This window comes from Pantoea sp. X-Soil-YNGN-785, from assembly GCF_059730585.1.
In genome coordinates, this window is sequence record NZ_AP035942.1 from 2991984 (window position 1) to 3015881 (window position 23898).

The window sequence follows — 23898 nt, forward strand, 5'->3', positions numbered from 1 at the left end:
ATTTTTACACCTTTTTACCCCGTTCAGACGCCACGATTTTTCTTCAGACTGTGACGAAGGTTTTTCATGATGCACTAAAAAGTTGCCACTCAGACAACCAGAAAGTTCATTGGGTTATTTACACCGTAGACGGAGCGGCCATAAGATGCATTTAAAATACATGTTTATCTGAGAGGCTAATTCCATGCTTGATGCCCACACCATCGCTACCGTTAAATCGACCCTGCCTGCCATCGCTGCCTGCGGCCCAAAGCTTACGGCCCACTTCTATGACCGCATGCTGTCGCAGCATCCGGAACTCAAAAACGTCTTCAACATGAACAACCAGCGCAACGGCGATCAGCGTGAAGCGCTGTTCAACGCCATCTGTGCCTATGGCGCGAATCTGGAGAATCTGGCGGCGCTGCTGCCTGCGGTGGAAAAGATTGCGCAGAAACATACCAGCCTGAATATCCAGCCTGCGCAGTACGCCATCGTCGGTGAAAATCTGCTGGCAACCATTAAAGAGCTGCTGGATCCAGGCGAAGAGGCGCTGGCGGCATGGGGCAAAGCCTACGGCGTACTGGCGAGCGTATTCATCAATCGCGAAGAGGAAATTTATCAGGCCACGGAGCAGCAAACCGGCGGCTGGCGCGGCACCCGGGCGTTTCGCATCAGCGCAATTGCGCAGCAGAGCGATGTGATTAAAAGCTTTACCTTTACGCCGGTAGATGGCGGCCCGGTCGCCGCCTTTAAGCCCGGTCAGTATCTGACAGTCCACCTGCAGCCTGCCAGCTTCGAACATCACCAGATTCGTCAGTACTCGCTGACGCATCTCAGCAATGGCAAAGCGTATCGCATCGCGGTGAAACGTGAAGCGCAGGGCACCGTCTCCGGCTGGCTGCATCAGAATGGCAAGGTGGGTGATGAACTGATGCTCGCCGCACCGCACGGCGACTTCTTCCTTGAGGTCGATCCTGTCACGCCAGTCGCGCTGATTTCCGCAGGCGTGGGTCAGACGCCGATGCTGGCGATGCTCCATGCGCTGGCAGCAAGCCAGCACCGCGCGCCGGTCAGCTGGCTGCACGCCGCAGAGAACGGTAAACAGCATGCGTTTAGCGCGGAAGTTCGTGACACAGGCGCACAGCTCGCCGATTTCGTCAGTCATGTCTGGTACCGCGATCCCGCGGCTGAAGATGCCGGTCGCTATGACGCGCAGGGTCTGATGGATATCACCGCGCTTTCAGCTCGGCTCACCTTACCTGACACCCACTTCTATCTCTGTGGCCCGCTGCCTTTTATGCAACATGTGGTAGCGCAACTGCGTGATGCCGGTGTGGCAGATTCACACATCCATTACGAACTCTTTGGTCCGCACAAAGGTATGTGATTGAGCCATAAAAAAAGCTCGCAGCGCGTGTTTAAATTGCCAACAAATCCAATGTAAACCAGGCAGCCGCACATAAGTCTAAAGCGAAGGGAACACGGGCAGAGGAGGAAAGCGTCCCGCGACAGGACGTCGCGGGCCGAGCGTGCCATGGATGGCGGGTTTTGCGTCTTTCCGATCTGACCGTGTTCCCGGAGCGGGCTCGGTTTCAAAGCCAACCTCACCAAGTCCCAGCATAAAAAAAGCCCGCAGCGCGGGCTTCTTTATGCTGATAAAGAGGTTATCAGATCGCCTCTTCATCCTCTTCACCCGTACGGATACGCACTACGCGCGCCACGTCGAAGACGAAGATCTTACCATCACCGATTTTGCCGGTCTGCGCCGTGCGCATAATGGTCTCGACGCAGGTATCAACGATATCGTCGCCCACCACCATCTCGATTTTCACTTTAGGTAAAAAATCGACCATATACTCTGCGCCGCGGTACAGCTCAGTGTGCCCTTTCTGGCGACCAAAGCCCTTTACTTCACTCACGGTCATCCCGGTGATGCCCACTTCCGCTAAGGCTTCACGAACATCATCGAGTTTGAATGGTTTGATAATCGCATCAATCTTTTTCATGTCAGACCCTTTTTCACTCCCTCCATGGTCAGAGGGTTTATCAAGTATAAATGTTACTGGCGCTGTCGGGCGGTAATATCCGGGTTTCTTCAGGTTGCCGCAAGCGCTGTCAGATTGTGCTGACTGCAGCCATTCTGCGTCGGGCCTGATCAGTCAACCTCCCGGTATCACTTCGCCGCCCCCGCTACTCTTTGAAATCACTGGCGTCCAGTTCATGCCGGGACAGCAGCTTATAGAACTCCGTGCGATTACGCCCGGCCAGACGTGCGGCGTTGGTCACATTGCCTTTGGTCATCTGCAACAGCTTACGCAGATAGTTCAGCTCAAACTGATTGCGCGCCTCAGCAAAGGTCGGCAACGCGCTGTTCTCGCCGCTTAAGGCCTGCTCCACCAGCGCATCGCTAATCACCGGCGATGAACTCAGTGCCACGCATTGCTCAATCACGTTCACCAGCTGACGCACGTTGCCCGGCCAGCTGGCCGCCATCAGACGCTTCATCGCATCGACAGAAAAACTGCGAATCTGCGGTTTATGCCTTTCTGCCGCCTGACGTAACAGATGATTAGCCAGCAGCGGGATATCTTCGGTGCGCTGATGCAGCGCCGGAATCTTCAGATTCACCACATTCAGACGATAGAAGAGATCCTCACGGAATTCCTTCTTCTCCATCGCCTTTGGCAGATCGCGATGGGTAGCTGAAATGATGCGCACGTCGATCTCAATATCGTGATCGCTACCCAGCGGCCTGACCTTACGCTCCTGCAGCACCCGCAGCAATTTCACCTGCAGCGGTTGCGGCATATCGCCAATCTCATCCAGGAACAGCGTGCCGCCGCCAGCGGTTTTAAACAAACCGTCACGGGCACTGACCGCGCCGGTAAACGCCCCTTTAGCGTGACCGAACAGCTCTGATTCCAGCAGCTGCTCCGGCAGTGCGCCACAGTTAATGGCGACAAACGGCTTGCCGTTACGCGGGCTGGCGGCGTGAATTGCCTGCGCCAGCATCTCTTTACCGGTGCCGCTCTGACCGTTAATCAGCACGCTGACGTCGGACTGCGCCACCATGTGCGCCTGCTCCAGCAGCTTCAACATCAGCGGGCTGCGGGTGACAATCGCTTCGCGCCAGCGGTCATCGCTGACCGGCGCCTGCTGTGCCAGCGCCTCATCAATGGCTTTATAGAGCGCATCTTTGTCCACCGGCTTGGTCAGGAAGCTGAAGACGCCCTGCTGCGTGGCAGAGACCGCGTCCGGAATGGAGCCGTGCGCCGTCAGGATAATCACCGGCAGACCGGTGTGGCGCTTCTGGATTTCGCCAAACAGCGCCAGACCGTCCATCTCGTCCATCCGCAGATCGCTGATCACCAGCTCGATTTTCTCTTTCTGCAGCAGACGCAACGCTTCAGGTCCGCTGGCCGCAGTAGTGACCTGATATCCTTCGCTGCGAAGACGCATGCCCAGCAGCTTCAGCAGGCTGGGATCGTCATCCACCAGCAGCAATTTTGCCGCTTGTCTTACCATCATTGCTCCTCATCCTGCGGCAGTGCCGTGCCGTGACCGCTGTCAGACACATCCGGGGCTTTGCGTGATGAAAGCTGACGCTCGATGTCAGTCAGCCGCTCCAGCTTATGCTGCGTGTCGCTGAGCTGCTGCTGCTGTTTCACCATCTGCTGGCGTATCGCCTCAAGCTGCGTATCACTGCTCTGCTGCAGATGGGCATACCGGGTGCGCGCTTCACTGAGGTCAAGCTGCGCGGTCTGATTACTGCGCCACAGCTGAATCAGCGGGCGCACGGACTGCGGGAAATCGCTGCTGTAGCGATCCAGGGCTTCAACATAGCGACGACGTTCAACAGGCGTCACGTTGCCGTTGGACATCAGTACGCCCTGCTTGAAGGCGCGCGACCAGTTTTCAGCCGGCCAGCGATGGGCTTCGGCACGGGCCTCCGCGGGAGAAAGACGTTCGGCACAGTCGATCGCCCGCATCCAGTAGAGGGTGTTACCCAGCGCCGTATTATTTTCTATCGGCCACAGGTCACTGCAGCGGGTCGCCAGGTAATCAGCGATTCTGACCTCGGGTTCCGCCACCTGATGGCCTGATGGCAAAGAGGAGGTGGCCGGGGAGGTCGTACATCCGCTGAGGAGCAGCGTAGTCAGCGTGCTCAACAGCAAAGCGGGTAAATATTTCATCAGTCAGACTTTCCCGGCTGTGGTGTTAAGTTCAATTCGAAAACAGACGTCAGCCTGATCGCAGGAGACCAGCGTCAGGTCGCCCTGCATCCGGCGCAGGCAATCTTTGGCGATACTCAATCCCAGCCCGCTGCCTTTCACCGGCCCTTTACGCTGCTGGCTGCCCTGGTAGAACGGTTCGAAAATCATTGCCTGCTCTTCCGGCGGAATCGGCGAGCCGCTATTCGCGACCTCAATCCAGACCCGATCGCCCTGCTGCTGACTGCGAAGCCAGATGGTACCGGATTCGCTGCCGTAGTTCACGGCGTTCGAATAGAGGTTGTCGATGACCCGCATCAGTAACATCGGTTCTGCCAGGCAGTGATTGACCTTAAGATCGACGACCGTCTGCATCAGTTTGGCGCGCGCCGAGAGCGCATGTGCGTTAACGACATCTTCCACAATCTCCGCCACGCTGACCGGCTCCAGCGCGATCGGGCCATCCGCCAGTTTGCGGTTGTAATCGAGCAACTGTTCAATCAGCTGCTGCAGATGGCGGCTGCTGCTGTCGAGGATAGTGACCACCTCTTTTTGATCGGCATTCAGCGAGCCGGCGACTTCGTCCGCCAGCAGTTCCGTGCCTTCACGCAGGCTGGCCAGCGGCGTTTTCAGCTCGTGAGAGAGATGGCGAAGAAATTCATGACGCTGCGATTCCAGCCACTGAAGCCGCTCGCTGAGCCAGACGATGCGCTGTCCCAGCGATCGCAATTCGCGCGGACCGCGAAATGTCCCGCTGTTACCCAGTGCCCGCCCTTCGCCAAGCCGGTTGATCATCCGTTCAATACGCTTAACAGGACCGATAATCATGCCGGTAAACAGCGTCATCAGTGCCAGACTGATGATAAACAGAATCAGCGCCTGCCAGCCAAAAAACTGGCCCCGATCGGCAATTTCGCGCTGCAACTGTAAGCCACGCGAAAAGACCACCTCGCGCGTGTCCTGCACCATCTGCGCATTGGTCGCAGAAAAGCGATCCAGCGCCTCTGCGGCAACCGGCACCGGATTGCCATTGTCACATTTCAGTGGCGTCAGCAGCGGCAGTGTCGCCTGTAAGGTCTGGAATGCGGGCAGTTCGGGCAGGCTGGCGCTGTGTGAGCTCAGCATCTGACTGTAGCGGGTATGCTGAGTCTGATAGAGGCGCGCCAGCGAGGCATCATCCAGCACGCAGTACTGGCGATAGCTACGCTCCAGCTCAACTGCCGTTCGCGCCATCGCCTCACTTCTGCGTACATCGGTAAAGGTATTGCGGTTGGTGTCCGCAGCCTGTTCGCTTAATGCAGAGAGACTTTCCCACGCCTGCCAGGCCAGTACCAGCAGGGGCAGCAGCACCAGGACAAACGCCATCAGCACCAGCTGACGCAGAGAACGGGGAAATAAACGCCATTTTTTCACGCAGCCGCTTCCTTAAGATTCGCTGTCTGGATGCTAGCGGACTCTGTCTGCGGAAGAAAGGGGAACAAAAGAAAACGGCAGGCTCAATGGCCTGCCGCTGGCACGACGCGTAGTGCATCGCGTAAGAATGGGTGGAGCCTTACTCAACGTTACGTCCGGTGTTTGATAACGCAAGCGATTATCGGTCAGGTGGACGGCAGGCTCCGTTTGGTGCGTCATTCGGGCTTTATGAGCTCTTATCCGCTAAGCGGGGCAATCATAAACAGGTGAATGAGCAGCTGCATCAGTATAGCAAGTTCCATGCCAGAAAATAAATCATTATATTTTTCAGCAAATTGAGCAGGCCCGCCCGCTGACTGTCGCGAAAAATCTTATATCAGCACAGGCTGTCTGTCTCCGTAAGGCGACACTAAAACCAGTCTGATAAGCACACATTAAAAATCAACGAGATAAATGTCGCCATGCAGCGACAGTGCAATGACTCTGTTGTCGCCATTTGCCAACAGCGGCGCAAAAAAGAACAGGAGGCACGCTGGCCTCCTGTTCATTTCAGTGGATTAAATTAACCCAGCTGCCTGCGCGCATTGCGGAAAATGCGCATCCACGGACTGTCTTCGCCCCACTCAGCCGGATGCCAGGAGTTGCTGACGGTACGGAACACGCGCTCCGGATGCGGCATCATAATGGTGACGCGACCACTTTCGTTGGTCACGGCGGTAATGCCGTTAGGAGAACCATTCGGGTTAGCCGGATAGGTTTCTGTCACCTTGCCGAAGTTATCGACAAAGCGCAGTGCCACCAGCCCTTTCGACTCCAGCGCTGCCAGATGCGTCGCATCACGGACTTCGACAAAGCCTTCACCGTGCGAAACCGCGATAGGCATATGCGAACCGGCCATGCCGTCCAGCAGCAGTGACGGACTGGCGGCCACCTCGACCAGGCTAAAGCGTGCTTCAAAGCGCTCAGACTGGTTACGCACGAAGCGCGGCCAGAGATCGCTGCCCGGGATCAGTTCGCGCAGGTTGGACATCATCTGGCAACCGTTGCAGACGCCCAGCGCCAGGGTTTGCGGACGGTGGAAGAAGGTTTCGAACTCGTCACGCACGCGCGGGTTGAACAGAATCGATTTCGCCCAGCCCTCACCGGCACCGAGCACATCACCGTAAGAGAAGCCGCCACAGGCCACCAGCGCCTGGAACTCTTCCAATCCGCGACGTCCGGCCAGCAGATCGCTCATGTGAACGTCAATGGCGGTAAAGCCAGCCCGGTCAAAGGCGGCGGCCATCTCGACGTGTGAGTTCACGCCCTGCTCACGCAGCACCGCGACGCGTGGACGTGCGCCCGTAGCGATCATCGGCGCCGCCACATCTTCCTGCGGATTGAAGGTCAGATTCACGTTCAGGCCAGGGTCGCTGTCGTTCTTCTTCGCTTCATGCTCCTGATCGGCACACGCCGGGTTGTCACGCAGGCGCTGCATCTGCCAGGTGGTTTCCGCCCACCAGGTGCGCAGCGTGGTACGGCTTTCGCTGTAAACCGCGCTGTCACCGGCACGGATCACAAAGCGATCGCCCGGCTGTGCGCTGCCCAGCAGATGCGTCGAGGCGGCAAGGCCGTGATCCGCCAGGATCTGCTCAACCGCCGCGCGATCGGCGGCATTCATCTGGATCACCGCGCCCAGCTCTTCGGTAAACAGAGCAGCCAGCGCATCGTTGCCTAGCGAGGCGATATCAACGTCGATACCGCAGTGACCGGCAAACGCCATCTCGGCCAGCGTCACCAGCAGGCCACCGTCAGAGCGGTCGTGGTAGGCCAGCAATTTCTGCTCAGCCACCAGCGCCTGAATTGCATTGAAGAAGCCCGCCAGCTGTGTGGCATTACGCACGTCGGCAGGTTTATCGCCGAGCTGACGATAGACCTGCGACAGCGCGGTTGCGCCCAGCGTATTCGCGCCGTTGCCCAGGTCAATCAGCAGCAGCAGGTTATCCTGATCGGCCTGCAGCTGTGGCGTGACGGTACGACGAACATCTTCGACGCGGGCAAACGCGGTAATCACCAGCGACAGCGGTGAGGTCATCTCACGCTGTTCGGTGCCTTCCTGCCAGCGGGTTTTCATCGACATCGAATCTTTACCGACCGGGATAGTGATCCCCAGCGCCGGGCAAAGCTCTTCGCCGACCGCTTTCACCGCCGCATATAAACCGGCATCTTCGCCCGGATGACCGGCTGCAGACATCCAGTTAGCCGAGAGTTTCACGCGTTTCAGCGAACCAATCTGCGTTGCCGCCAGGTTAGTCAGTGCTTCACCCACCGCCAGACGGCCCGACGCCGCGAAGTCCAGCAGCGCAACCGGAGAACGTTCGCCCAGGGCAAAGGCTTCGCCGTGGTAGCTGTCGAGACTGGCGGTAGTCACCGCACAGTTGGCAACCGGGATCTGCCACGGGCCGACCATCTGATCGCGCGCTACCATGCCGGTCACGCTGCGGTCACCGATGGTGATCAGGAAGGTTTTCTCCGCTACGGCAGGCAGATGCAGCACGCGATTCACCGCATCGACCAGCGTAATGCCGTCGCGCTGCAGTTCGGTCCCCTGTGCCTGCTGTGTCACCACATCACGCGTCATCTTCGGCGTTTTGCCCAGCAGCACGTCAAGCGGCATGTCGATTGGCTTATTATCGAAATGACTATCTTCCAGGCTCAGGTGCAGTTCTTCGGTCGCTTCACCAATCACCGCGAACGGAGCGCGTTCGCGCTGGCAGATCGCCTCAAACTGTGCCAGCTGATCGGGCGCGACGGCCATCACATAACGTTCCTGTGATTCGTTACACCAGACTTCCAGCGGGCTCATGCCTGGCTCGTCACTCAGGATGTCACGCAGGTTAAACCGGCCACCGCGGCCACCATCGCTGACCAGCTCCGGCATGGCGTTGGAAAGGCCGCCCGCGCCTACGTCGTGAATAAACAGAATCGGGTTCTCATCGCCCAGCTGCCAGCAGCGGTCGATCACTTCCTGGCAACGGCGTTCCATTTCCGGGTTATCACGCTGAACCGAGGCGAAGTCGAGATCGGCATCAGACTGGCCCGAGGCCATGGATGATGCTGCGCCGCCGCCCAGGCCGATGTTCATAGCCGGTCCACCCAGCACAACCAGCTTCGCGCCGACGGTGATTTCGCCTTTCTGCACATGATCGGCACGGATGTTACCGATGCCGCCCGCCAGCATAATCGGCTTGTGATAGCCGCGCAGCTCGGTGCCGTTGTGGCTGGTGACCTGCTCTTCATAGGTACGGAAGTAGCCATTCAGCGCCGGACGACCAAATTCATTGTTAAACGCAGCGCCACCCAGGGGACCGTCGGTCATGATTTCCAGCGCGCTGACGATGCGGGCTGGTTTGCCGAAGTCCTCTTCCCACGGCTGTTCAAAGCCCGGAATGCGCAGGTTAGAGACCGAAAATCCAACCAGGCCCGCTTTGGGCTTGGAGCCGCGTCCGGTTGCGCCTTCATCACGGATCTCACCACCGGAACCGGTCGCGGCACCAGGCCACGGCGAGATGGCCGTTGGATGGTTATGCGTCTCCACCTTCATCAGGATGTGCGCGGCTTCCTGATGCCAGCGGTATTCGCTCTCGCCGGCGTCAGCAAAGAAGCGGCCAACCTCTGACCCTTCCATCACGGCGGCGTTATCTTTATAAGCAGAGAGCACGAAGTCCGGCGTCTGCTCCATGGTGTTTTTGATCATCTTAAACAGCGACTTCGGCTGTTTCTCGCCGTCGATAATCCAGTCGGCGTTGAAGATCTTGTGACGACAGTGCTCAGAGTTCGCCTGCGCAAACATATAGAGTTCAATGTCGTTGGGATTGCGGCCCAGCGCGGTAAATGCCGCCACCAGGTAGTCAATTTCATCGTCTGCCAGCGCCAGACCCAGCGAGATATTTGCCTGAACCAGCGCCTGACGGCCCTCACCCAGCAGATCGACGCTCTTCACCGGCTGCGGCGTATGGTGCGCAAACAGCTGCTCAGCCTGGGCCAGATCGCTATAGACCGTTTCCATCATCCTATCGTGCAGCAGTGTACCCAGCGTCTGCCACTGCGCTTCTGTCAGTTGCGGAGCCTGCACATAAAAAGCCAGACCGCGTTCCAGACGACGTACCTGCGGCAGGCCGCAGTTATGAGCAATGTCGGTGGCTTTGGATGACCAGGGCGAAATGGTGCCGGGACGTGGTGTCACCAGCAGCAGACGTCCCTGTGGGGCATGTTCAGCGAGAGAGGGACCATACTTCAGCAGGCGTTGCAGGCGGCTCTGTTCGTCAGCGGTTAAAGGCGTACTGACATCAGCAAAATGGATGTACTCAGCGTAAATATCACTCACCGGCAGATGAGCGTCCTGAAAGCGGGTCAGCAGTTTGTTTACACGAAATGCCGACAGGGCGGGCGAACCACGCAGAATTTCCATTAATAAGTCTCTCGTCAGGGCGCCGGGCGACGCTTGATTGGGCGCAACAGGGAAAACGGGGCGTATTATAGAGAAAGCGACCTCGCGACGAAACCGTTTGCGCACAATTTTTGGCAACCCGGATTTGCCTGAATTTTGCGCAAAAGCTGCTATAAAAGTTGCTCAGTGTGATTTTGTTGCGCAAAATGCCCCTCGCTCTGGGAGTTCAAAGAAGATAAATACTGCCTTTAAAAGACAGAGGCCTTAGAGCCAGCGAGAGATAACTATTTGAAACGCCTAAAATTTAATTATCTGTTTATCGGTCTGGTTGCCGTGCTGTTAGCGTTAGCGCTGTGGCCATCCATTCCCTGGTATGGGGGTGGGCAGGACAGGATTTCACAGATTAAATCACGGGGAGTCCTGCGGGTCAGTACCATCAACTCCCCATTAACGTACTACACAGTTAACCAGTTACCGGCCGGTATGGATTATGAGCTGGCAAAACGCTTCGCCGATTATCTTGGCGTCAAACTGAAGGTGACGGTTCGTCCTAACCTGAGCGATCTGTTTGATGATCTTGACGAGGGTAAAGCCGATTTGCTGGCCGCTGGCCTGAACTACAACAATGAACGCCTGACGCGCTATCAGACCGGGCCAGGTTACTACAACGTTTCACAACAGCTGGTCTATCGCGTGGATAAGCCACGCCCTAAAAACCTCGGTGACTTAAAGGGGCGGCTGACAGTTGCGTCCGGATCGGCCTATCTGTCCACGCTCAAGAGCGCCCGTTCCAATCAGTTCCCCGATCTGGACTGGGCGATCTCCACCGATCAGAGTCCTAAGGCCCTGCTGGAAGCGGTCGCCGACGGCAAGCTCGACTACACCATTGGTGACTCGGTGACCATCGCCCTGCTGCAGCGCATCTATCCGCAGCTGGCGGTGGCGTTCGACGTTACCGATGAAGAGCCGGTGACCTGGTATGTGCGGCACAGCGATGACGACAGTCTGAATGCAGCAATGCTCGACTTTTTTAATGGTATGGGCGAAGAAGGCGCGATGGCGCGGCTGGAGGAGAAATACCTCGGTCACGTCGGCACCTTTGACTATGTTGATACCCGCACGTTCCTGCGCGCCATCGACAATACGCTGCCCGACATCAAGCCGCTGTTTGAGAAGTACGCCACCAGCATCGACTGGCGGCTGCTGGCGGCGATCTCCTATCAGGAGTCGCACTGGAACCCGCAGGCTACCTCGCCGACCGGCGTGCGCGGCATGATGATGCTGACGCGTAACACCGCTGATAGCCTGGATGTGGGCGATCGAACCGATCCCGAACAGAGCATTCGCGGCGGCAGTCAGTATCTGCAGGATATGATGGCGAAGGTGCCGCAGACCATCCCGGAAGATGAGCGCATCTGGTTTGCGCTGGCGGCTTATAACATGGGTTATGCCCATATGCTTGACGTCCGCAAACTGACGGCCCGCCAGGGCGGTAATCCGGACAGCTGGGCGGATGTGAAGCTGCGTCTGCCCATGTTAAGCCAGAAGCGCTACTACACTCAGACAGCTTATGGCTATGCCCGTGGGCATGAAGCCTATAACTACGTGGAGAATATCCGCAAGTATCAGATAAGCCTGGTGGGTTATCTGCAGGAGCAGGAGAAGCGTCTGGCGCGGCAGGCTGAAGCCCAGGCCGAACTGGCGAAGGGCTACCCGGCGGTCGAACCGAAGATCGCCATGAACTAACCCTGGCGTTGCGCCTGACGCAGCGCTTTTTTCTGCTCGCGACGCATACGGAAGAAGTCGCTCAGCATGGCGGCACACTCTTCAGCCAGCACGCCACTATGCAGTTCAACCTGATGATTCATGCCAGGATGGCCCAGCACATCCAGCAGCGATCCCGCCGCCCCACTTTTAATATCGTGCGCACCATAGACCAGTCGGCTAATACGGCTGTGAACCATGGCACCGGCACACATCACACACGGCTCCAGCGTGACGTAAAGCGTTGTATCCAGCAGGCGGTAATTTTCCAGTACTTTACCGCCCTGCCGCAGCGCCATGATCTCTGCATGCGCGGTCGGATCGTGCTGGCCGATGGGCCGGTTCCAGCCTTCCCCAATCACCCGGTCGTTCTGAACCAGCACGGCCCCCACCGGCACTTCGCCCTGCTCCCAGGCGCGGCGCGCCAGGCTGAGCGCATGGCGCATCCAGTATTCATCTTGTTGTTTCACGCTGACCACTCCGGGCGACTGAAAAGCGGCGCATTATAGCGATCTCTGCGAGCGTGTCGAAACTTATTCCAGCTGTTGCAGTTCACCCGCCGGGGTTACACGCCAGCGATGCTGACAGAAGAACAGTAACGGGTTGTCCTGTTTGCTGTCGCTGTAGCCACTGTAGAGCTGTAACGGCGTGCCGATTTTCTCTTCAAGCTGAGCCACTTTCTCATGACCGAGGCAGCGCATCGCCAGCACACGCCCGCCCCAGCCGCGACGCATCTGACTGGCAATCAGCTTCACGCGTGGCAGAAACGCGGAGTCGTAATAGACCTGCTCCACCAGCGACTGTGGCGATCCGGTGATCAGCCAGACGTCAGCGTCATCACTGCCGAGGTAATCCGTCAGGCGCTGCTGTACCACTGGAAAGGCTTTTACGCGCAGGCGAAACCACTGGGCAAACTCGGCTTCGAGGCGCAGCAATGTCTGCTCGGATCGGCCAAAGGTAATTGACCAGAGCAGCAGGCTCATGGGCCAGCGTGCCGCGCGGCCTTTAAACAGCAGGCCGATGCCCACCACCGGCAGTAACGGCACCAGCAGCAGCAGATTAAGCGGGCGGCGACGCAGCAGATAGCGCATAAAGGTGCCGAACATGTCCTGCTGATGCAAAGTGCCATCGAGGTCGAAAAATACGATGCGACGTTGTGTTCCCCTGGTCAAACAACTCTCCTTAACGGCTGATTCCGGGATGATAAAGAGTAGTGTAGCCATCATCAGGCGGTACGGCGATGACGGTCATTTTTAATTCCGATGACTACAATGCCCGATGAATAGTTTATTCTTCACTGATTATCCCTGAATTATGAGGATTGGGCATGAGTTCATTGCTGCGCATTCGCCAGCTTTATCCACGTCTGGCATTGAACGAGCGTCGGCTGGCGGATTTTTTACTGTCGCAACCCGATCGGGCACGTCACCTGAGTTCGCAAAAGCTGGCGGAAGAGTCGGGCGTCAGCCAGTCGAGCGTGGTGAAATTTGCTCAGAAGCTGGGATATAAAGGCTTTCCGGCGCTTAAGCTGGCTCTGAGTGAGTCACTGGCGGACAAGGATGCCATTACCGTGCATAACCATATTCTCAGCGACGATCCGCTTAAAATGGTGGGCGAAAAGCTGCTGACCGAAAAGCTCTCGGCGATCCGCGCCACGCTGGATATCAATAGCGAAGAGAAGCTCAACGATGTGTTACAGCTGCTGAAAAATGCCCGGCGCATTTTACTGGTCGGCATCGGCGCATCGGGCCTGGTGGCAAAGGACTTCTCCTGGAAGCTGATGAAGATTGGTATCAATGCGGTGGCGGAACAGGACATGCACGCCCTGCTGGCCAGCGTACAGGCGATGGGGCCAGGCGATGTGCTGCTCGCCATCTCCTACACCGGGGAACGGCGCGAGATTAATCTGGCGGCGCAGGAAGCGGTTCAGGTTGGGGCCGATGTGGTGGCGTTTACCGGCTTTACGCCGAACACCCTGCAACAGAGTGCCAGCTACTGTCTTTACACGGTGGCGGAAGAGCAGAGCACCCGCAGCGCGGCGATCTCCTCGACCACAGCGCAGCTGGCCCTGACCGATTTGCTGTTTATGGCGCTGGTGCAAAACGATCCGGAACGTGCGTCGAGTCATATTCGTCACAGCGAAGCGCTGGTGAAAAAGCTGGTCTGATCAGTGGCAGCGCGTATAATACCCGCGTTTTTTCTATTGTTACCAGGTGGGATAAATGGCGCTGTTGATTACGTCCAGATGCATTAACTGCGATATGTGTGAACCAGAGTGCCCGAACCAGGCGATTTCACTGGGCGATGCGATCTATGAGATTGATGTCAGCCGCTGCACGGAATGCGTCGGGCATTATGAAGCGCCAACCTGTCAGCGGGTCTGCCCCATCGACAACACCATTATCACTGACCCACAGCACACCGAATCACGCGATGCGCTGTGGGATAAGTTCGTGCTGCTGCACGGCTAGCTTTCAATGATCACCGTGGCGCAGGCGTAGTGACGCTCATCGGCCAGCGTTACGTGAACGTGGTTAACGCCCAGCTTCTCTGCCACGTCAGCGGCCTGCTGAAAGAAGCGTAACCCCGGTTTACCCAGCGCATCGTTGTAAACTTCGAACTGATTAAATGCCAGACCACCGCGAATGCCGGTGCCGAAGGCTTTGGCTGCCGCCTCTTTAACCGCAAAGCGTTTGGCGAGAAAGCGCACCGGCTGTTTGTGCGCCTGATACTGCTGCCATTCGGCTTCACTCAGCACCCGACGCGCCAGCCTGTCGCCGGAGCGCGCTATCACGTCGGCAATGCGTTCAATCTCAACGATGTCGCTGCCCAGACCCAGAATAGCCATCAGCGGCGGGCTTCACGCAGCAGTTGCTTCATCTCTTTGACCGCATCCGGCAGGCCACTCATCACCGCACGGCCGATAATCGCATGGCCGATATTCAGCTCATGCATTTCCGGCAGCGCCGCAATCGGCAGCACGTTGTGGTAGGTCAGACCGTGACCGGCATTCACCTTCAGCCCCAGGCTGGCGGCAAAGGTCGCGGCATGGCGAATGCGTGCCAGCTCTGCGTCACGCGCTCGTCCCTCGGGAGCCTCGGCATAAGCGCCGGTGTGAATTTCGATGTAAGGCGCACCCGTGGCAACGGCCGCTTCGATCTGGCGGTGGTCGGCATCAATAAACAGTGAAACCAGAATGCCCGCGTCACGCAGCAGTCGTACGGCCGCGTTCATCTTCTCCTGCTGCCCTGCCACATCCAGTCCGCCTTCCGTAGTCACTTCCTGACGCTTTTCCGGCACCAGGCAGCAGAAATGGGGCTGGATATCACAGGCGATGCCGATCATCTCATCAGTGACCGCCATCTCCAGATTCATGCGCGTCTGGATGGTGTCCCGCAGAATTCGCACGTCGCGGTCGGTAATGTGACGGCGATCTTCGCGCAGGTGCACTGTAATGCCGTCTGCGCCTGCCTGCTCGGCGATGAACGCCGCCTGCACCGGGTCGGGATAGTTTGTCCCACGGGCGTTACGCACCGTGGCAATGTGATCGATATTGACGCCTAACAGCAACTCAGCCATAACCATCCTCACTTCTTTTCCATCGTGATGTTGAGTGTACCGCGCAACTATAAACCGTCAGTACACCCTGCGCTATTCATCTGCCTGTTCGGGCTTTTTCTTCGGGATAAACTGGCGGAACAGCTCCTGACTTTTCAGCGGCTTGCCACCCAGGTAGGGCTTCAGGGCAATACGGGTAAACCGCTTCGCAGCGCGCAGCGTGTCGGCATCGGGAAACTCACGTTCGCACAGGGCGTGCAACTCACGGCCGGTAAAGCTGCGCTGATTAACCACCAGACTGGCGATAAAGCCACGCTCTTCACGGTAACTGTACGTCATGTCGTCGCTGACCGTCTCGCCGCTGCCGGCACAATGCAGGAAGTCGACGCCGTAGCCCAGGTGACCGAGCAGCGCCAGTTCAAAACGGCGCAGTGCCGGTTCGGGCTTGCCGTGCGTTGAGGCTAATGCCTGAAGGCAGTTGAGATAGTCGAAGAAGAGTTCCTGGAAAGGCGATTCCGGCTGCAGTACGCGAGAGACCAGCTCATTGACGTAGAGACCGCAGTAGAGCGTAATGCCGCTGAGCGGTAAAGCCAGCGACACCGCTTCGGCATTGCGCAGGGTTTTAACGTCCCCACGCCCGCTCCAGCGAACCAGCAGCGGGGTAAAAGGCTGTAACGCACCTTTCAGCTGGGAGCGCCGCGAGCGTGCGCCCTTGGCCAGCACCCGAACCCGCCCTTCGTTTTCACTGAACAGGTCGAGCAGCAGGCTGGTTTCGCTGAAGGGACGACTATGCAGCACAAAGGCGCGTTGCCAGCCTTCCATTAAATCAGAGATCGTCTGTATAACCCAGGCTGCGCAGCGCTCGTTCGTCATCTGCCCAGCCGGATTTCACTTTCACCCACAGTTCGAGATGCACTTTCGCTTCGAACATCTCTTCCATGTCCCTGCGTGCTTCTGTTCCGATGACTTTGATTTTGGCACCTTTGTTGCCAATCACCATCTTCTTCTGCCCTTCGCGCTCGACCAGAATCAGACCATGGATGTCATAACCGCCGCGTTCGTTAGTCACGAAGCGCTCAATCTCCACGGTGACCGAGTAAGGCAGTTCAGCGCCCAGGAAGCGCATCAGTTTTTCACGGATCATCTCTGACGCCATGAAACGCTGAGAGCGATCGGTGATGTAATCTTCCGGGAAGTGATGATCGGCCTGCGGCAGATGCTTACGGGTAATGGCCGCAATGGTATCGACGTTTTTGCCGCTCTCCGCAGAGATTGGTACGATATCAAGGAAGTTCATCTGCTGGCTCAGGAACTGCAGATGCGGCAGCAGAATGGTTTTATCCTGGATGTTGTCGACTTTATTCACAGCCAGCACAACCGGCACTTTGTTGTCGCGCAGTTTGTTTAACACCATCTCATCATCTGGCGTCCAGCGGGTACCTTCAACGACGAAGATCACCAGCTCTACGTCGCCGATAGAACTGCTGGCTGCACGGTTCATCAGACGGTTAATGGCGCGCTTCTCTTCCATGTGCAGTCCGGGGGTATCGACGTAAATTGCCTGATAGTTGCCCTCAGTATGAATGCCCATGATGCGGTGGCGCGTGGTTTGCGGCTTACGCGAGGTGATCGACACCTTCTGCCCCAGCAACTGGTTCAGTAAGGTGGATTTACCGACGTTCGGTCGGCCAACAATCGCGACAAAGCCGCAATAAGTAACGTTTTCGCTCATTCGAGTCCTGAATTGTTCAGCGCCTGATGCGGCGCCGAAGAGTGCTATTTGAGTCATGTGTCATTCAGCGTCTTCTGACGCCGGGATAGAGCCGTCAGAGGGTGATTGATTCAGCGCCGGTCCGGCACTGTCACCCCGACAGACCTATTCGAGACCTAATTTTATCAGTGCCTGTTCAGCCGCTGCCTGCTCGGCTTTACGGCGGCTGGAGCCGACGCCGACGACCGGCTCGGCCATGCCACTCACCTGACAGTGAATGGTAAATTCCTGATCGTGGGCTTCGCCACGCACCTGCACCACCAGATAACTTGGCAGCGGCAGATGACGTCCCTGCAGATACTCCTGCAGGCGCGTTTTGGGATCTTTTTGTTTGTCGCCAGGACTGATTTCATCCAGGCGCGTCTGATACCAGTCGAGGATCAGCTGCTCTACCCGCTCGATGCTGCTGTCGAGGAAGATGCCTCCAATCAGCGCTTCCACCGTATCCGCCAGGATCGATTCGCGACGGAAACCGCCGCTTTTCAGCTCCCCCGGCCCTAAGCGCAGGCACTCGCCAAGATCAAATTCGCGAGCCATTTCAGCCAGCGTATTGCCACGCACCAGCGTGGCACGCATGCGGCTCATGTCACCTTCATCAACACGCGGGAAGCGGTGATAAAGGGCATTCGCAATCACATAGCTAAGAATAGAATCGCCCAGAAATTCCAGGCGCTCGTTGTGCTTACTGCTGGCGCTGCGGTGAGTCAGGGCCTGCTGTAACAGTTCCGAATGAGTAAAAGTGTAGCCCAGTTTGCGCTGAAGCTTGTTAATCAGGATGGGGTTCATGCGATTCCAGTTCTTTGTTGCGTCTGTGACTCTGCATACCAAACGGGGCTGGCAGTCCAACACGTTCCGTTTGGTGTGCAGTGGCCTCCCTGAGGAGGCCACCCGATTTGCCTGTTAATCAGACAAAATTATTAGTGGATACCGCCGATGCGACTGAATCGCACGCCGGTTGGCCACTGACCTTCTTGTTTCTCAAAGCTCATCCAGATAGCGACCGCTTTGCCGACCAGATTACGCTCAGGGACAAAGCCCCAGTAGCGGCTGTCGGCGCTGTTATCACGGTTGTCGCCCATCATGAAGTATTGCCCTTTCGGCACGACCCAGCTCGCCTGCGGCTGACCTGGCTGCTGATAATACATGCCTGCCTGACTCTGCGCTTCGTTAACCAGCAGAATGTCATGCGTCACGTTACCGATTGTCTCTTTGCGGGTTCCCAGGCGCAGACCACCGCGCAGGGTATCGCCCTGTGGCACCTGATAAAAACCGTTGCCGGTTTCGTTGCCATCAAAGCCGCTAAAGGTCTGAATAAAATTGCTTGGCTCAACGTCGGTGTAAGTCACTGCTAACGCTGTGTCGCAGGCTTTATCATCACCACAGGTCGGTTTCACCGTCAGCGTTTTGCTGTAAGGATCATAGATGACTTTATCGCCTGGCAGGCCAATAACGCGCTTAATGTAGTCCAGGCTCGGATCTTTCGGGTATTTAAATACCGCAATGTCGCCACGCTTCGGCTGACCGGTTGGGATCAGCGTCGTCTGGGTAATCGGATCTTTAATGCCGTAAGCAAACTTCTCCACCAGGATAAAGTCGCCAATCAGCAGTGTTGGCATCATCGAGCCAGAGGGAATCTGGAACGGTTCGTAAATAAACGAACGCACGATGAAAACCACGGCCAGCACCGGGAACACGGACGCGGTGGTCTCAACCCAGCCTGGCTGTGAAGAGACTTTCGCCAGCGTTTTGCTGTCAAGCGCGTTACCGGTCTGGGCCTGCGCCGCCGCCTGTTTCGCGCGACGCTCGGGTGCCCATTTGAAACGATCAATTACCCAGACGATGCCAGTAATCAGCGTCGCTATCGCCAGAATCAGGGCGAACATATTAGCCATTGGAAATCCTTATTTGCTGTCCTTACCGACATGCAGAATGGCGAGGAACGCTTCCTGTGGCAGCTCAACGTTACCAACCTGCTTCATACGCTTCTTACCATCTTTCTGTTTCTGCAACAGTTTCTTCTTACGACTGACGTCACCGCCATAACACTTGGCGAGAACGTTTTTACGCAGCTGTTTAACGGTTGAACGCGCGATAATGTGGTTACCAATCGCAGCCTGAATCGCAATATCAAACTGCTGACGCGGGATGAGCTCTTTCATTTTCTCAACCAGATCGCGGCCGCGATAAGGCGCATTGTCGCGGTGAGTAATCAGCGCCAGCGCATCCACACGTTCAGAGTTAATCAGTACGTCGACGCGCACCATGTCTGAAGGCTGGAAACGTTTGAAGTTGTAATCCAGCGAGGCATAACCGCGCGAGGTGGATTTCAGACGGTCAAAGAAGTCGAGGACCACTTCTGCCATCGGAATTTCATACGTCAGTGCAACCTGATTGCCGTGGTAAACCATGTTGGTCTGCACGCCACGCTTCTCAATACAGAGCGTGATGACGTTGCCCAGATACTCCTGCGGCAGCAGCATGTGACATTCCGCGATCGGCTCACGCAGTTCTTCGATGTTATTCAGTGGCGGCAGCTTGGATGGGCTGTCGACATGAACAATTTCGCCGCCGGTGGTCACGACTTCATACACTACCGTCGGTGCAGTGGTAATCAGATCGAGGTCGTATTCGCGCTCCAGACGCTCCTGGATGATTTCCATGTGCAGCAGACCGAGGAAGCCACAGCGGAAACCAAAGCCCAGCGCCGTTGAGCTTTCTGGCTCATAGAACAGCGAGGCATCGTTCAGACTCAGCTTGCCAAGCGCATCACGGAACGCTTCATAGTCGTCAGAGCTGATCGGGAACAGACCGGCATAAACCTGCGGCTTCACTTTTTTAAAGCCTGGCAGCGCTTTGTCTGCCGGGTTGCGGGCGGTGGTCAGGGTATCCCCCACCGGTGCGCCGAGGATATCTTTAATGGCGCAGACCAGCCAGCCGACTTCACCGCAGTTCAGTTCATTACGATCGACACGTTTCGGGGTAAAGATACCCAGGCGATCAGCGTTATAGACCTGGCCGGTGCTGAGGACTTTGATCTTGTCACCTTTACGCATGGTGCCGTTTTTCACACGCACCAGCGAGACAACGCCCAGGTAGTTATCAAACCAGGAATCGATAATCAGCGCCTGCAGCGGGCCTTCCGGATCGCCTTCCGGCGGCGGAATATCGCGCACTAAGCGTTCCAGCACGTCCGGAACGCCGACGCCGGTTTTAGCGGAGCAGCGCACCGCATCAGCCGCATCGATGCCGACAATATCTTCAATCTCCTGCGCAGCGCGATCGGGATCGGCGGCCGGCAGGTCAATTTTGTTCAGAACCGGCACTACTTCCAGATCCATCTCCATCGCGGTGTAGCAGTTCGCCAGTGTCTGCGCTTCAACACCCTGACCCGCATCCACCACCAGCAATGCACCTTCGCAGGCAGCCAGTGAGCGGGAAACTTCATAAGAGAAGTCTACGTGGCCCGGAGTATCGATGAAATTGAGCTGGTAAGTTTCGCCGTCTTTCGCGTGGTAATCGAGTGTGACGCTCTGTGCTTTGATAGTAATGCCACGCTCCCGCTCCAGATCCATGGAGTCAAGAACCTGCGCAGCCATTTCACGGTCAGAGAGGCCACCGCAGATCTGAATAAGGCGGTCAGAGAGCGTAGATTTACCATGGTCGATATGAGCGATGATGGAGAAATTTCTTATGTGCTTCATTTATAGGGATATCTTCGCTTAAAATTCAGTTGAAAATCTGAGCACAGACACATTCAGGAAGATCGCTCTTTACCCACAATCCTGTCAGCCTCATTAATGACGACGCATATTACACTGTTAACGCCGCGCATAAAAGAATGGAACGTGGTGGAAGCGAAACAGATATCTGCGCAAGGCAGAACGGACAAAGGCCGCGGGATGCGCGGCCTGGACGTACATTACGCTTCGCTTTCAACACGCAGCGCATCGGGAGGGAGGGCAATGTTCAGAATGACCGGCTGAAAGGCTTCGCGATCGCCAAATTTCATTGAAACGCCTTTCGCGACAATAAAACCGCCGATGCCGCCCAGCAGTGCGCCACAGGCGGCCGCCAGATCGCTGCTGAACAGCGACTGAAACAATCCGGCAACCACAAACAGGCCAAACAGCGGCGTCATATAGACCAGCAGCGCTGAACCCAGCAGGCTGCTCTCTTTGATGCCTAACTCAATGCGCTGTCCCGGCTGCAGCGGCTTGCTGCTGGCAATCTGCATCACGTGAGCATTCTTCGGACCGAGTTTGTTCAGCATATGGCTGCCACAGCCTTTGCGTGCCTGGCAGCTGTTGCAGGACGTTTTTGCTTCAGTGTGCAGTGTGGCAATGCCATCCTGCCATGCCACCACGGTGGCCCATTCTCTCATCATTTTTGTGACCCCAGGTCGATGCTGTCCGCAATACGTTTTGCGGTTGAGGGCGGTAATTCGCCGATCACCGCAATTTCGTTATTATTGCGCACAACGGTCTGGACCGTACGACGCCCAGTGCGCAATGTCTGGGTTGTGCTGCTTTTATCAGCTGGCGTCACGTTGATCGCGAAACTAAACAGACCATCGCTGTAGAGCTTCGACTCAATATTTTTGTTCAGCCCCGGCAGCGTGCGACGATTCTGCGACACCAGCGACATGCCTGCGGGTATCCAGCCTGGCTGCCAGGCGACGGTAACTGCGTCCCCTTTCGGCACGGACAGCGACGGTGGCAGATTCGCTTTCTCCAGCCCCTGCATCAGATTGCGCACCCCTTCATCAACCGCAAAGCTGATGACGCGGAACTGCTCCAGCGTTTCACCATCACGATCGAGCAGGTCGATGCGCAGCGGCAGCTTGGTATCGACATCCAGCCAGACCACATAGCTGTAACGCGTGCCATCGCGTGACACGATGCGCAACACATCACACATCTGATCGGCAATGCGCGAGCGTCCCACGGTAATAAAATCGTAGGCAGTGGCGAGCTTGGTGAAGTCAGCAAAAATCACCGACGGCAAAGCGTCAATAATGTGATTGCCAGGGAGCGAGAAAGGATCAAGGCCGGGTTCGAAGTAGCTGATATCGTTGCCACGCTGGATCACTTCCCGACGTGGCCCATCCATCTGCAACAGCTGCGCGAATATCCGGTTATCGATCACAGCATGACGATAACGCAGCGATTCAATGCCGATGCGCGAGACGTTGATATAGGCAAATTCGTAGTTAAGGTTCTGACTTGCCTGCTCCATCTGCTGCAATAGCGCCCCGGACGCAGTAGTTTGCGCCGGGGCGGCAGATGACCACAACAGGCTGCCTGTCAGCAGGCTAACAGCATACCAAAACGGCTTCATTACTGCTGCTGCTGTCCTAATGACTGGTTTCCGGGAACATCAACCTGCGCCTGTTTTGGCGCATCGGTTTCAAACTGCAGCTGATCAGCATGCAGACGACGTTGCAGTTCATAGTCCTGCAGCATGGCGTTCACGCGACGACGCTGATCCTGAACCTGCTGATTTGAACTGTTGGTGTCAAAGGCATCAGACGGCACGCCCAGGCTCACTGGTGAAGCTTTACCCATCATCGGCAGCGTATTAAATACCGGAGAGTCAGAGGTCTGCGTGGCGCTACCCTGCGGCTGGTTGTAGTGCTGAACACCCACGATCACGGCCAGTGACACACAGGCAGCTACGCCCACCTGAGTCAGTTGCGCAGCCCACGGGCGCGCTTTTTTCCAGAACGGCATTTTTTCCCAGCGGGAAGGTTCTGGCTGAGCTTCAGGGATCAGCGTGGTAACCGTACGCAACGGTTCTTTTTCGATAGCAGCAGCGACGCGCGCAGAGATATCAAAATGCAGGACATCGCCCACATCACCGCGCATGGTATCGCGAATAAGATGATAGCTCGCCCAGCTTTTCTGTAGTTCTGCATCCTTAGACAAGGCGGAAAACAGCTCGTTATCTAAGGTCTCACCATCCATTAAAGCGGAAAGTTTTTCTTTCTGCATGCCTATGTACCCTTCCAGTAGCCGTTATCACTAACGTTGGATAAGCGGTTGAACTTTGTTATCAATGGCCTCTCGCGCACGAAAGATACGTGATCGAACAGTGCCTACCGGGCAATCCATAATGACGGCGATCTCTTCATAACTCAGACCGTCCAGTTCCCTGAGGGTGATTGCCATACGCAAGTCCTCGGGTAGCGCCTCGATGGTACGAAAGACAATTTGTTTCAATTCGTCAGACAACATTAAGTTCTCAGGGTTCGAAATTTCTTTTAATGCACCCGCACTTTCGAAATTTTCTGCGTCAATCGCATCCACATCGCTGGATGGCGGACGACGCCCCTGAGCAACCAGGTAATTTTTCGCTGTGTTTACCGCAATGCGGTACAGCCAGGTATAAAACGCGCTATCGCCCCGGAAAGAGTCCAGTGCGCGATACGCTTTAATAAACGATTCCTGTACTACATCAGGTACGTCGCCCGAGGGAACATAGCGTGAAACCAAACTCGCCACTTTATGCTGGTAACGAATCACCAGTAAGTTGAACGCTTTTTGATCTCCCTTCTGTACCCGCTCGACAAGGACCTGATCCGTTAACTGCTCGCTCATCCGAGGTAATGTCTCCCCAAATTTTTCATATGCATAAAGTAACTGCCAGCACATCTCATGTTTCTGAGCAAGCATGCGCTTAGAGTTGTGATGTGGTGCGAAGTTCACTTCCCGCCGTGATATTTACCGCTCCGATGGAGATAACACAGGTTGTTCGTTTTCGTTCAGTGTCAG

22 protein-coding genes are annotated in these 23898 nt (G+C 56.5%); 4 read left to right on the plus strand and 18 right to left on the minus strand.

The window, feature by feature from the left end; genetic code table 11:
- Nucleotides 1-184 precede the first annotated feature (184 nt).
- On the plus strand, nucleotides 185-1369 hold the full coding sequence (gene hmpA, locus AC6I8E_RS13830) for an NO-inducible flavohemoprotein (RefSeq protein WP_095706788.1): 1185 nt from the start codon (nucleotides 185-187) through the stop codon (nucleotides 1367-1369).
- 280 nt (nucleotides 1370-1649) lie between these two features.
- Here the strand turns inward: hmpA and glnB are convergent, their stop codons facing one another.
- From glnB to purL, 5 genes are all read right to left on the minus strand, one after another.
- The gene (glnB, locus tag AC6I8E_RS13835; RefSeq protein WP_003848647.1) at nucleotides 1650-1988 is read right to left on the minus strand and encodes a nitrogen regulatory protein P-II; all 339 of its coding nucleotides are present in this window, start codon (nucleotides 1986-1988) and stop codon (nucleotides 1650-1652) included.
- A 184-nt stretch (nucleotides 1989-2172) separates the two neighbouring features.
- Nucleotides 2173-3507, minus strand: coding sequence for a two-component system response regulator GlrR (gene glrR, locus AC6I8E_RS13840; RefSeq protein ID WP_061063753.1), 1335 nt, complete (start codon nucleotides 3505-3507; stop codon nucleotides 2173-2175).
- The gene (qseG, locus tag AC6I8E_RS13845) at nucleotides 3507-4175 is read right to left on the minus strand and encodes a two-component system QseEF-associated lipoprotein QseG (protein ID WP_497824108.1); all 669 of its coding nucleotides are present in this window, start codon (nucleotides 4173-4175) and stop codon (nucleotides 3507-3509) included. The genes glrR and qseG overlap by 1 nt, the downstream gene beginning before the upstream one ends.
- Before the next feature lie 3 nt (nucleotides 4176-4178).
- Entirely contained in the window at nucleotides 4179-5606 is a 1428-nt protein-coding gene (locus AC6I8E_RS13850) for a sensor histidine kinase (protein WP_013358749.1), read from the minus strand.
- Between the two features lie 562 nt (nucleotides 5607-6168).
- Nucleotides 6169-10056, minus strand: coding sequence for a phosphoribosylformylglycinamidine synthase (gene purL, locus AC6I8E_RS13855; protein ID WP_497824109.1), 3888 nt, complete (start codon nucleotides 10054-10056; stop codon nucleotides 6169-6171).
- A gap of 267 nt (nucleotides 10057-10323) precedes the next feature.
- Here purL and mltF point away from each other — a divergent pair, with 267 nt between their 5' ends.
- Nucleotides 10324-11781 (plus strand): membrane-bound lytic murein transglycosylase MltF, encoded by a 1458-nt coding sequence (mltF, locus tag AC6I8E_RS13860; protein WP_013358751.1) that lies wholly within the window; start codon nucleotides 10324-10326, stop codon nucleotides 11779-11781.
- On the opposite strand, the gene tadA is transcribed toward mltF, so the two are convergent.
- The gene (gene tadA / locus AC6I8E_RS13865; protein WP_041457032.1) at nucleotides 11778-12245 is read right to left on the minus strand and encodes a tRNA adenosine(34) deaminase TadA; all 468 of its coding nucleotides are present in this window, start codon (nucleotides 12243-12245) and stop codon (nucleotides 11778-11780) included. The two genes, mltF and tadA, sit on opposite strands and share 4 nt — an antisense overlap.
- A gap of 87 nt (nucleotides 12246-12332) precedes the next feature.
- The gene (yfhb, locus tag AC6I8E_RS13870; protein ID WP_370420421.1) at nucleotides 12333-12971 is read right to left on the minus strand and encodes a phosphatidylglycerophosphatase C; all 639 of its coding nucleotides are present in this window, start codon (nucleotides 12969-12971) and stop codon (nucleotides 12333-12335) included.
- Nucleotides 12972-13126: 155 nt separating this feature from the next.
- Here yfhb and AC6I8E_RS13875 point away from each other — a divergent pair, with 155 nt between their 5' ends.
- Nucleotides 13127-13966 carry a MurR/RpiR family transcriptional regulator gene (locus tag AC6I8E_RS13875; RefSeq protein WP_010257643.1) on the plus strand — a complete coding sequence of 280 codons (840 nt, stop codon included), beginning with the start codon at nucleotides 13127-13129 and terminating at the stop codon, nucleotides 13964-13966.
- Between the two features lie 55 nt (nucleotides 13967-14021).
- The gene (locus AC6I8E_RS13880) at nucleotides 14022-14270 is read left to right on the plus strand and encodes a YfhL family 4Fe-4S dicluster ferredoxin (protein WP_033733547.1); all 249 of its coding nucleotides are present in this window, start codon (nucleotides 14022-14024) and stop codon (nucleotides 14268-14270) included.
- Here AC6I8E_RS13880 and acpS read toward each other — a convergent pair.
- The 11 genes from acpS to rpoE form a co-directional block, all read right to left on the minus strand.
- Nucleotides 14267-14647, minus strand: coding sequence for a holo-ACP synthase (acpS, locus tag AC6I8E_RS13885; protein ID WP_013358755.1), 381 nt, complete (start codon nucleotides 14645-14647; stop codon nucleotides 14267-14269). The two genes, AC6I8E_RS13880 and acpS, sit on opposite strands and share 4 nt — an antisense overlap.
- Nucleotides 14647-15378, minus strand: coding sequence for a pyridoxine 5'-phosphate synthase (gene pdxJ, locus AC6I8E_RS13890; protein ID WP_013358756.1), 732 nt, complete (start codon nucleotides 15376-15378; stop codon nucleotides 14647-14649). The genes acpS and pdxJ overlap by 1 nt, the downstream gene beginning before the upstream one ends.
- Before the next feature lie 72 nt (nucleotides 15379-15450).
- Nucleotides 15451-16179, minus strand: coding sequence for a DNA repair protein RecO (gene recO, locus AC6I8E_RS13895; RefSeq protein ID WP_497824110.1), 729 nt, complete (start codon nucleotides 16177-16179; stop codon nucleotides 15451-15453).
- A gap of 4 nt (nucleotides 16180-16183) precedes the next feature.
- The gene (gene era / locus AC6I8E_RS13900; protein WP_033733549.1) at nucleotides 16184-17089 is read right to left on the minus strand and encodes a GTPase Era; all 906 of its coding nucleotides are present in this window, start codon (nucleotides 17087-17089) and stop codon (nucleotides 16184-16186) included.
- 144 nt (nucleotides 17090-17233) lie between these two features.
- Nucleotides 17234-17914, minus strand: a complete 681-nt coding sequence (gene rnc, locus AC6I8E_RS13905; protein ID WP_010257656.1) for a ribonuclease III — start codon at nucleotides 17912-17914, stop codon at nucleotides 17234-17236.
- Between the two features lie 131 nt (nucleotides 17915-18045).
- Nucleotides 18046-19020 carry a signal peptidase I gene (gene lepB, locus AC6I8E_RS13910; RefSeq protein WP_033733550.1) on the minus strand — a complete coding sequence of 325 codons (975 nt, stop codon included), beginning with the start codon at nucleotides 19018-19020 and terminating at the stop codon, nucleotides 18046-18048.
- Nucleotides 19021-19029: 9 nt separating this feature from the next.
- On the minus strand, nucleotides 19030-20829 hold the full coding sequence (lepA, locus tag AC6I8E_RS13915) for a translation elongation factor 4 (protein WP_013358760.1): 1800 nt from the start codon (nucleotides 20827-20829) through the stop codon (nucleotides 19030-19032).
- Nucleotides 20830-21047: 218 nt separating this feature from the next.
- Nucleotides 21048-21512 (minus strand): SoxR-reducing system protein RseC, encoded by a 465-nt coding sequence (gene rseC, locus AC6I8E_RS13920; RefSeq protein WP_033783909.1) that lies wholly within the window; start codon nucleotides 21510-21512, stop codon nucleotides 21048-21050.
- The gene (rseB, locus tag AC6I8E_RS13925) at nucleotides 21509-22465 is read right to left on the minus strand and encodes a sigma-E factor regulatory protein RseB (RefSeq protein ID WP_013358762.1); all 957 of its coding nucleotides are present in this window, start codon (nucleotides 22463-22465) and stop codon (nucleotides 21509-21511) included. Before rseB ends, rseC begins: the two co-directional genes overlap by 4 nt.
- Nucleotides 22465-23118: an anti-sigma-E factor RseA gene (rseA, locus tag AC6I8E_RS13930; RefSeq protein ID WP_013358763.1), complete on the minus strand. Its 654-nt coding sequence runs from the start codon at nucleotides 23116-23118 to the stop codon at nucleotides 22465-22467. The genes rseB and rseA overlap by 1 nt, the downstream gene beginning before the upstream one ends.
- Nucleotides 23119-23148: 30 nt before the next feature.
- Nucleotides 23149-23724, minus strand: a complete 576-nt coding sequence (gene rpoE / locus AC6I8E_RS13935; protein ID WP_013358764.1) for an RNA polymerase sigma factor RpoE — start codon at nucleotides 23722-23724, stop codon at nucleotides 23149-23151.
- Nucleotides 23725-23898: the final 174 nt, after the last annotated feature.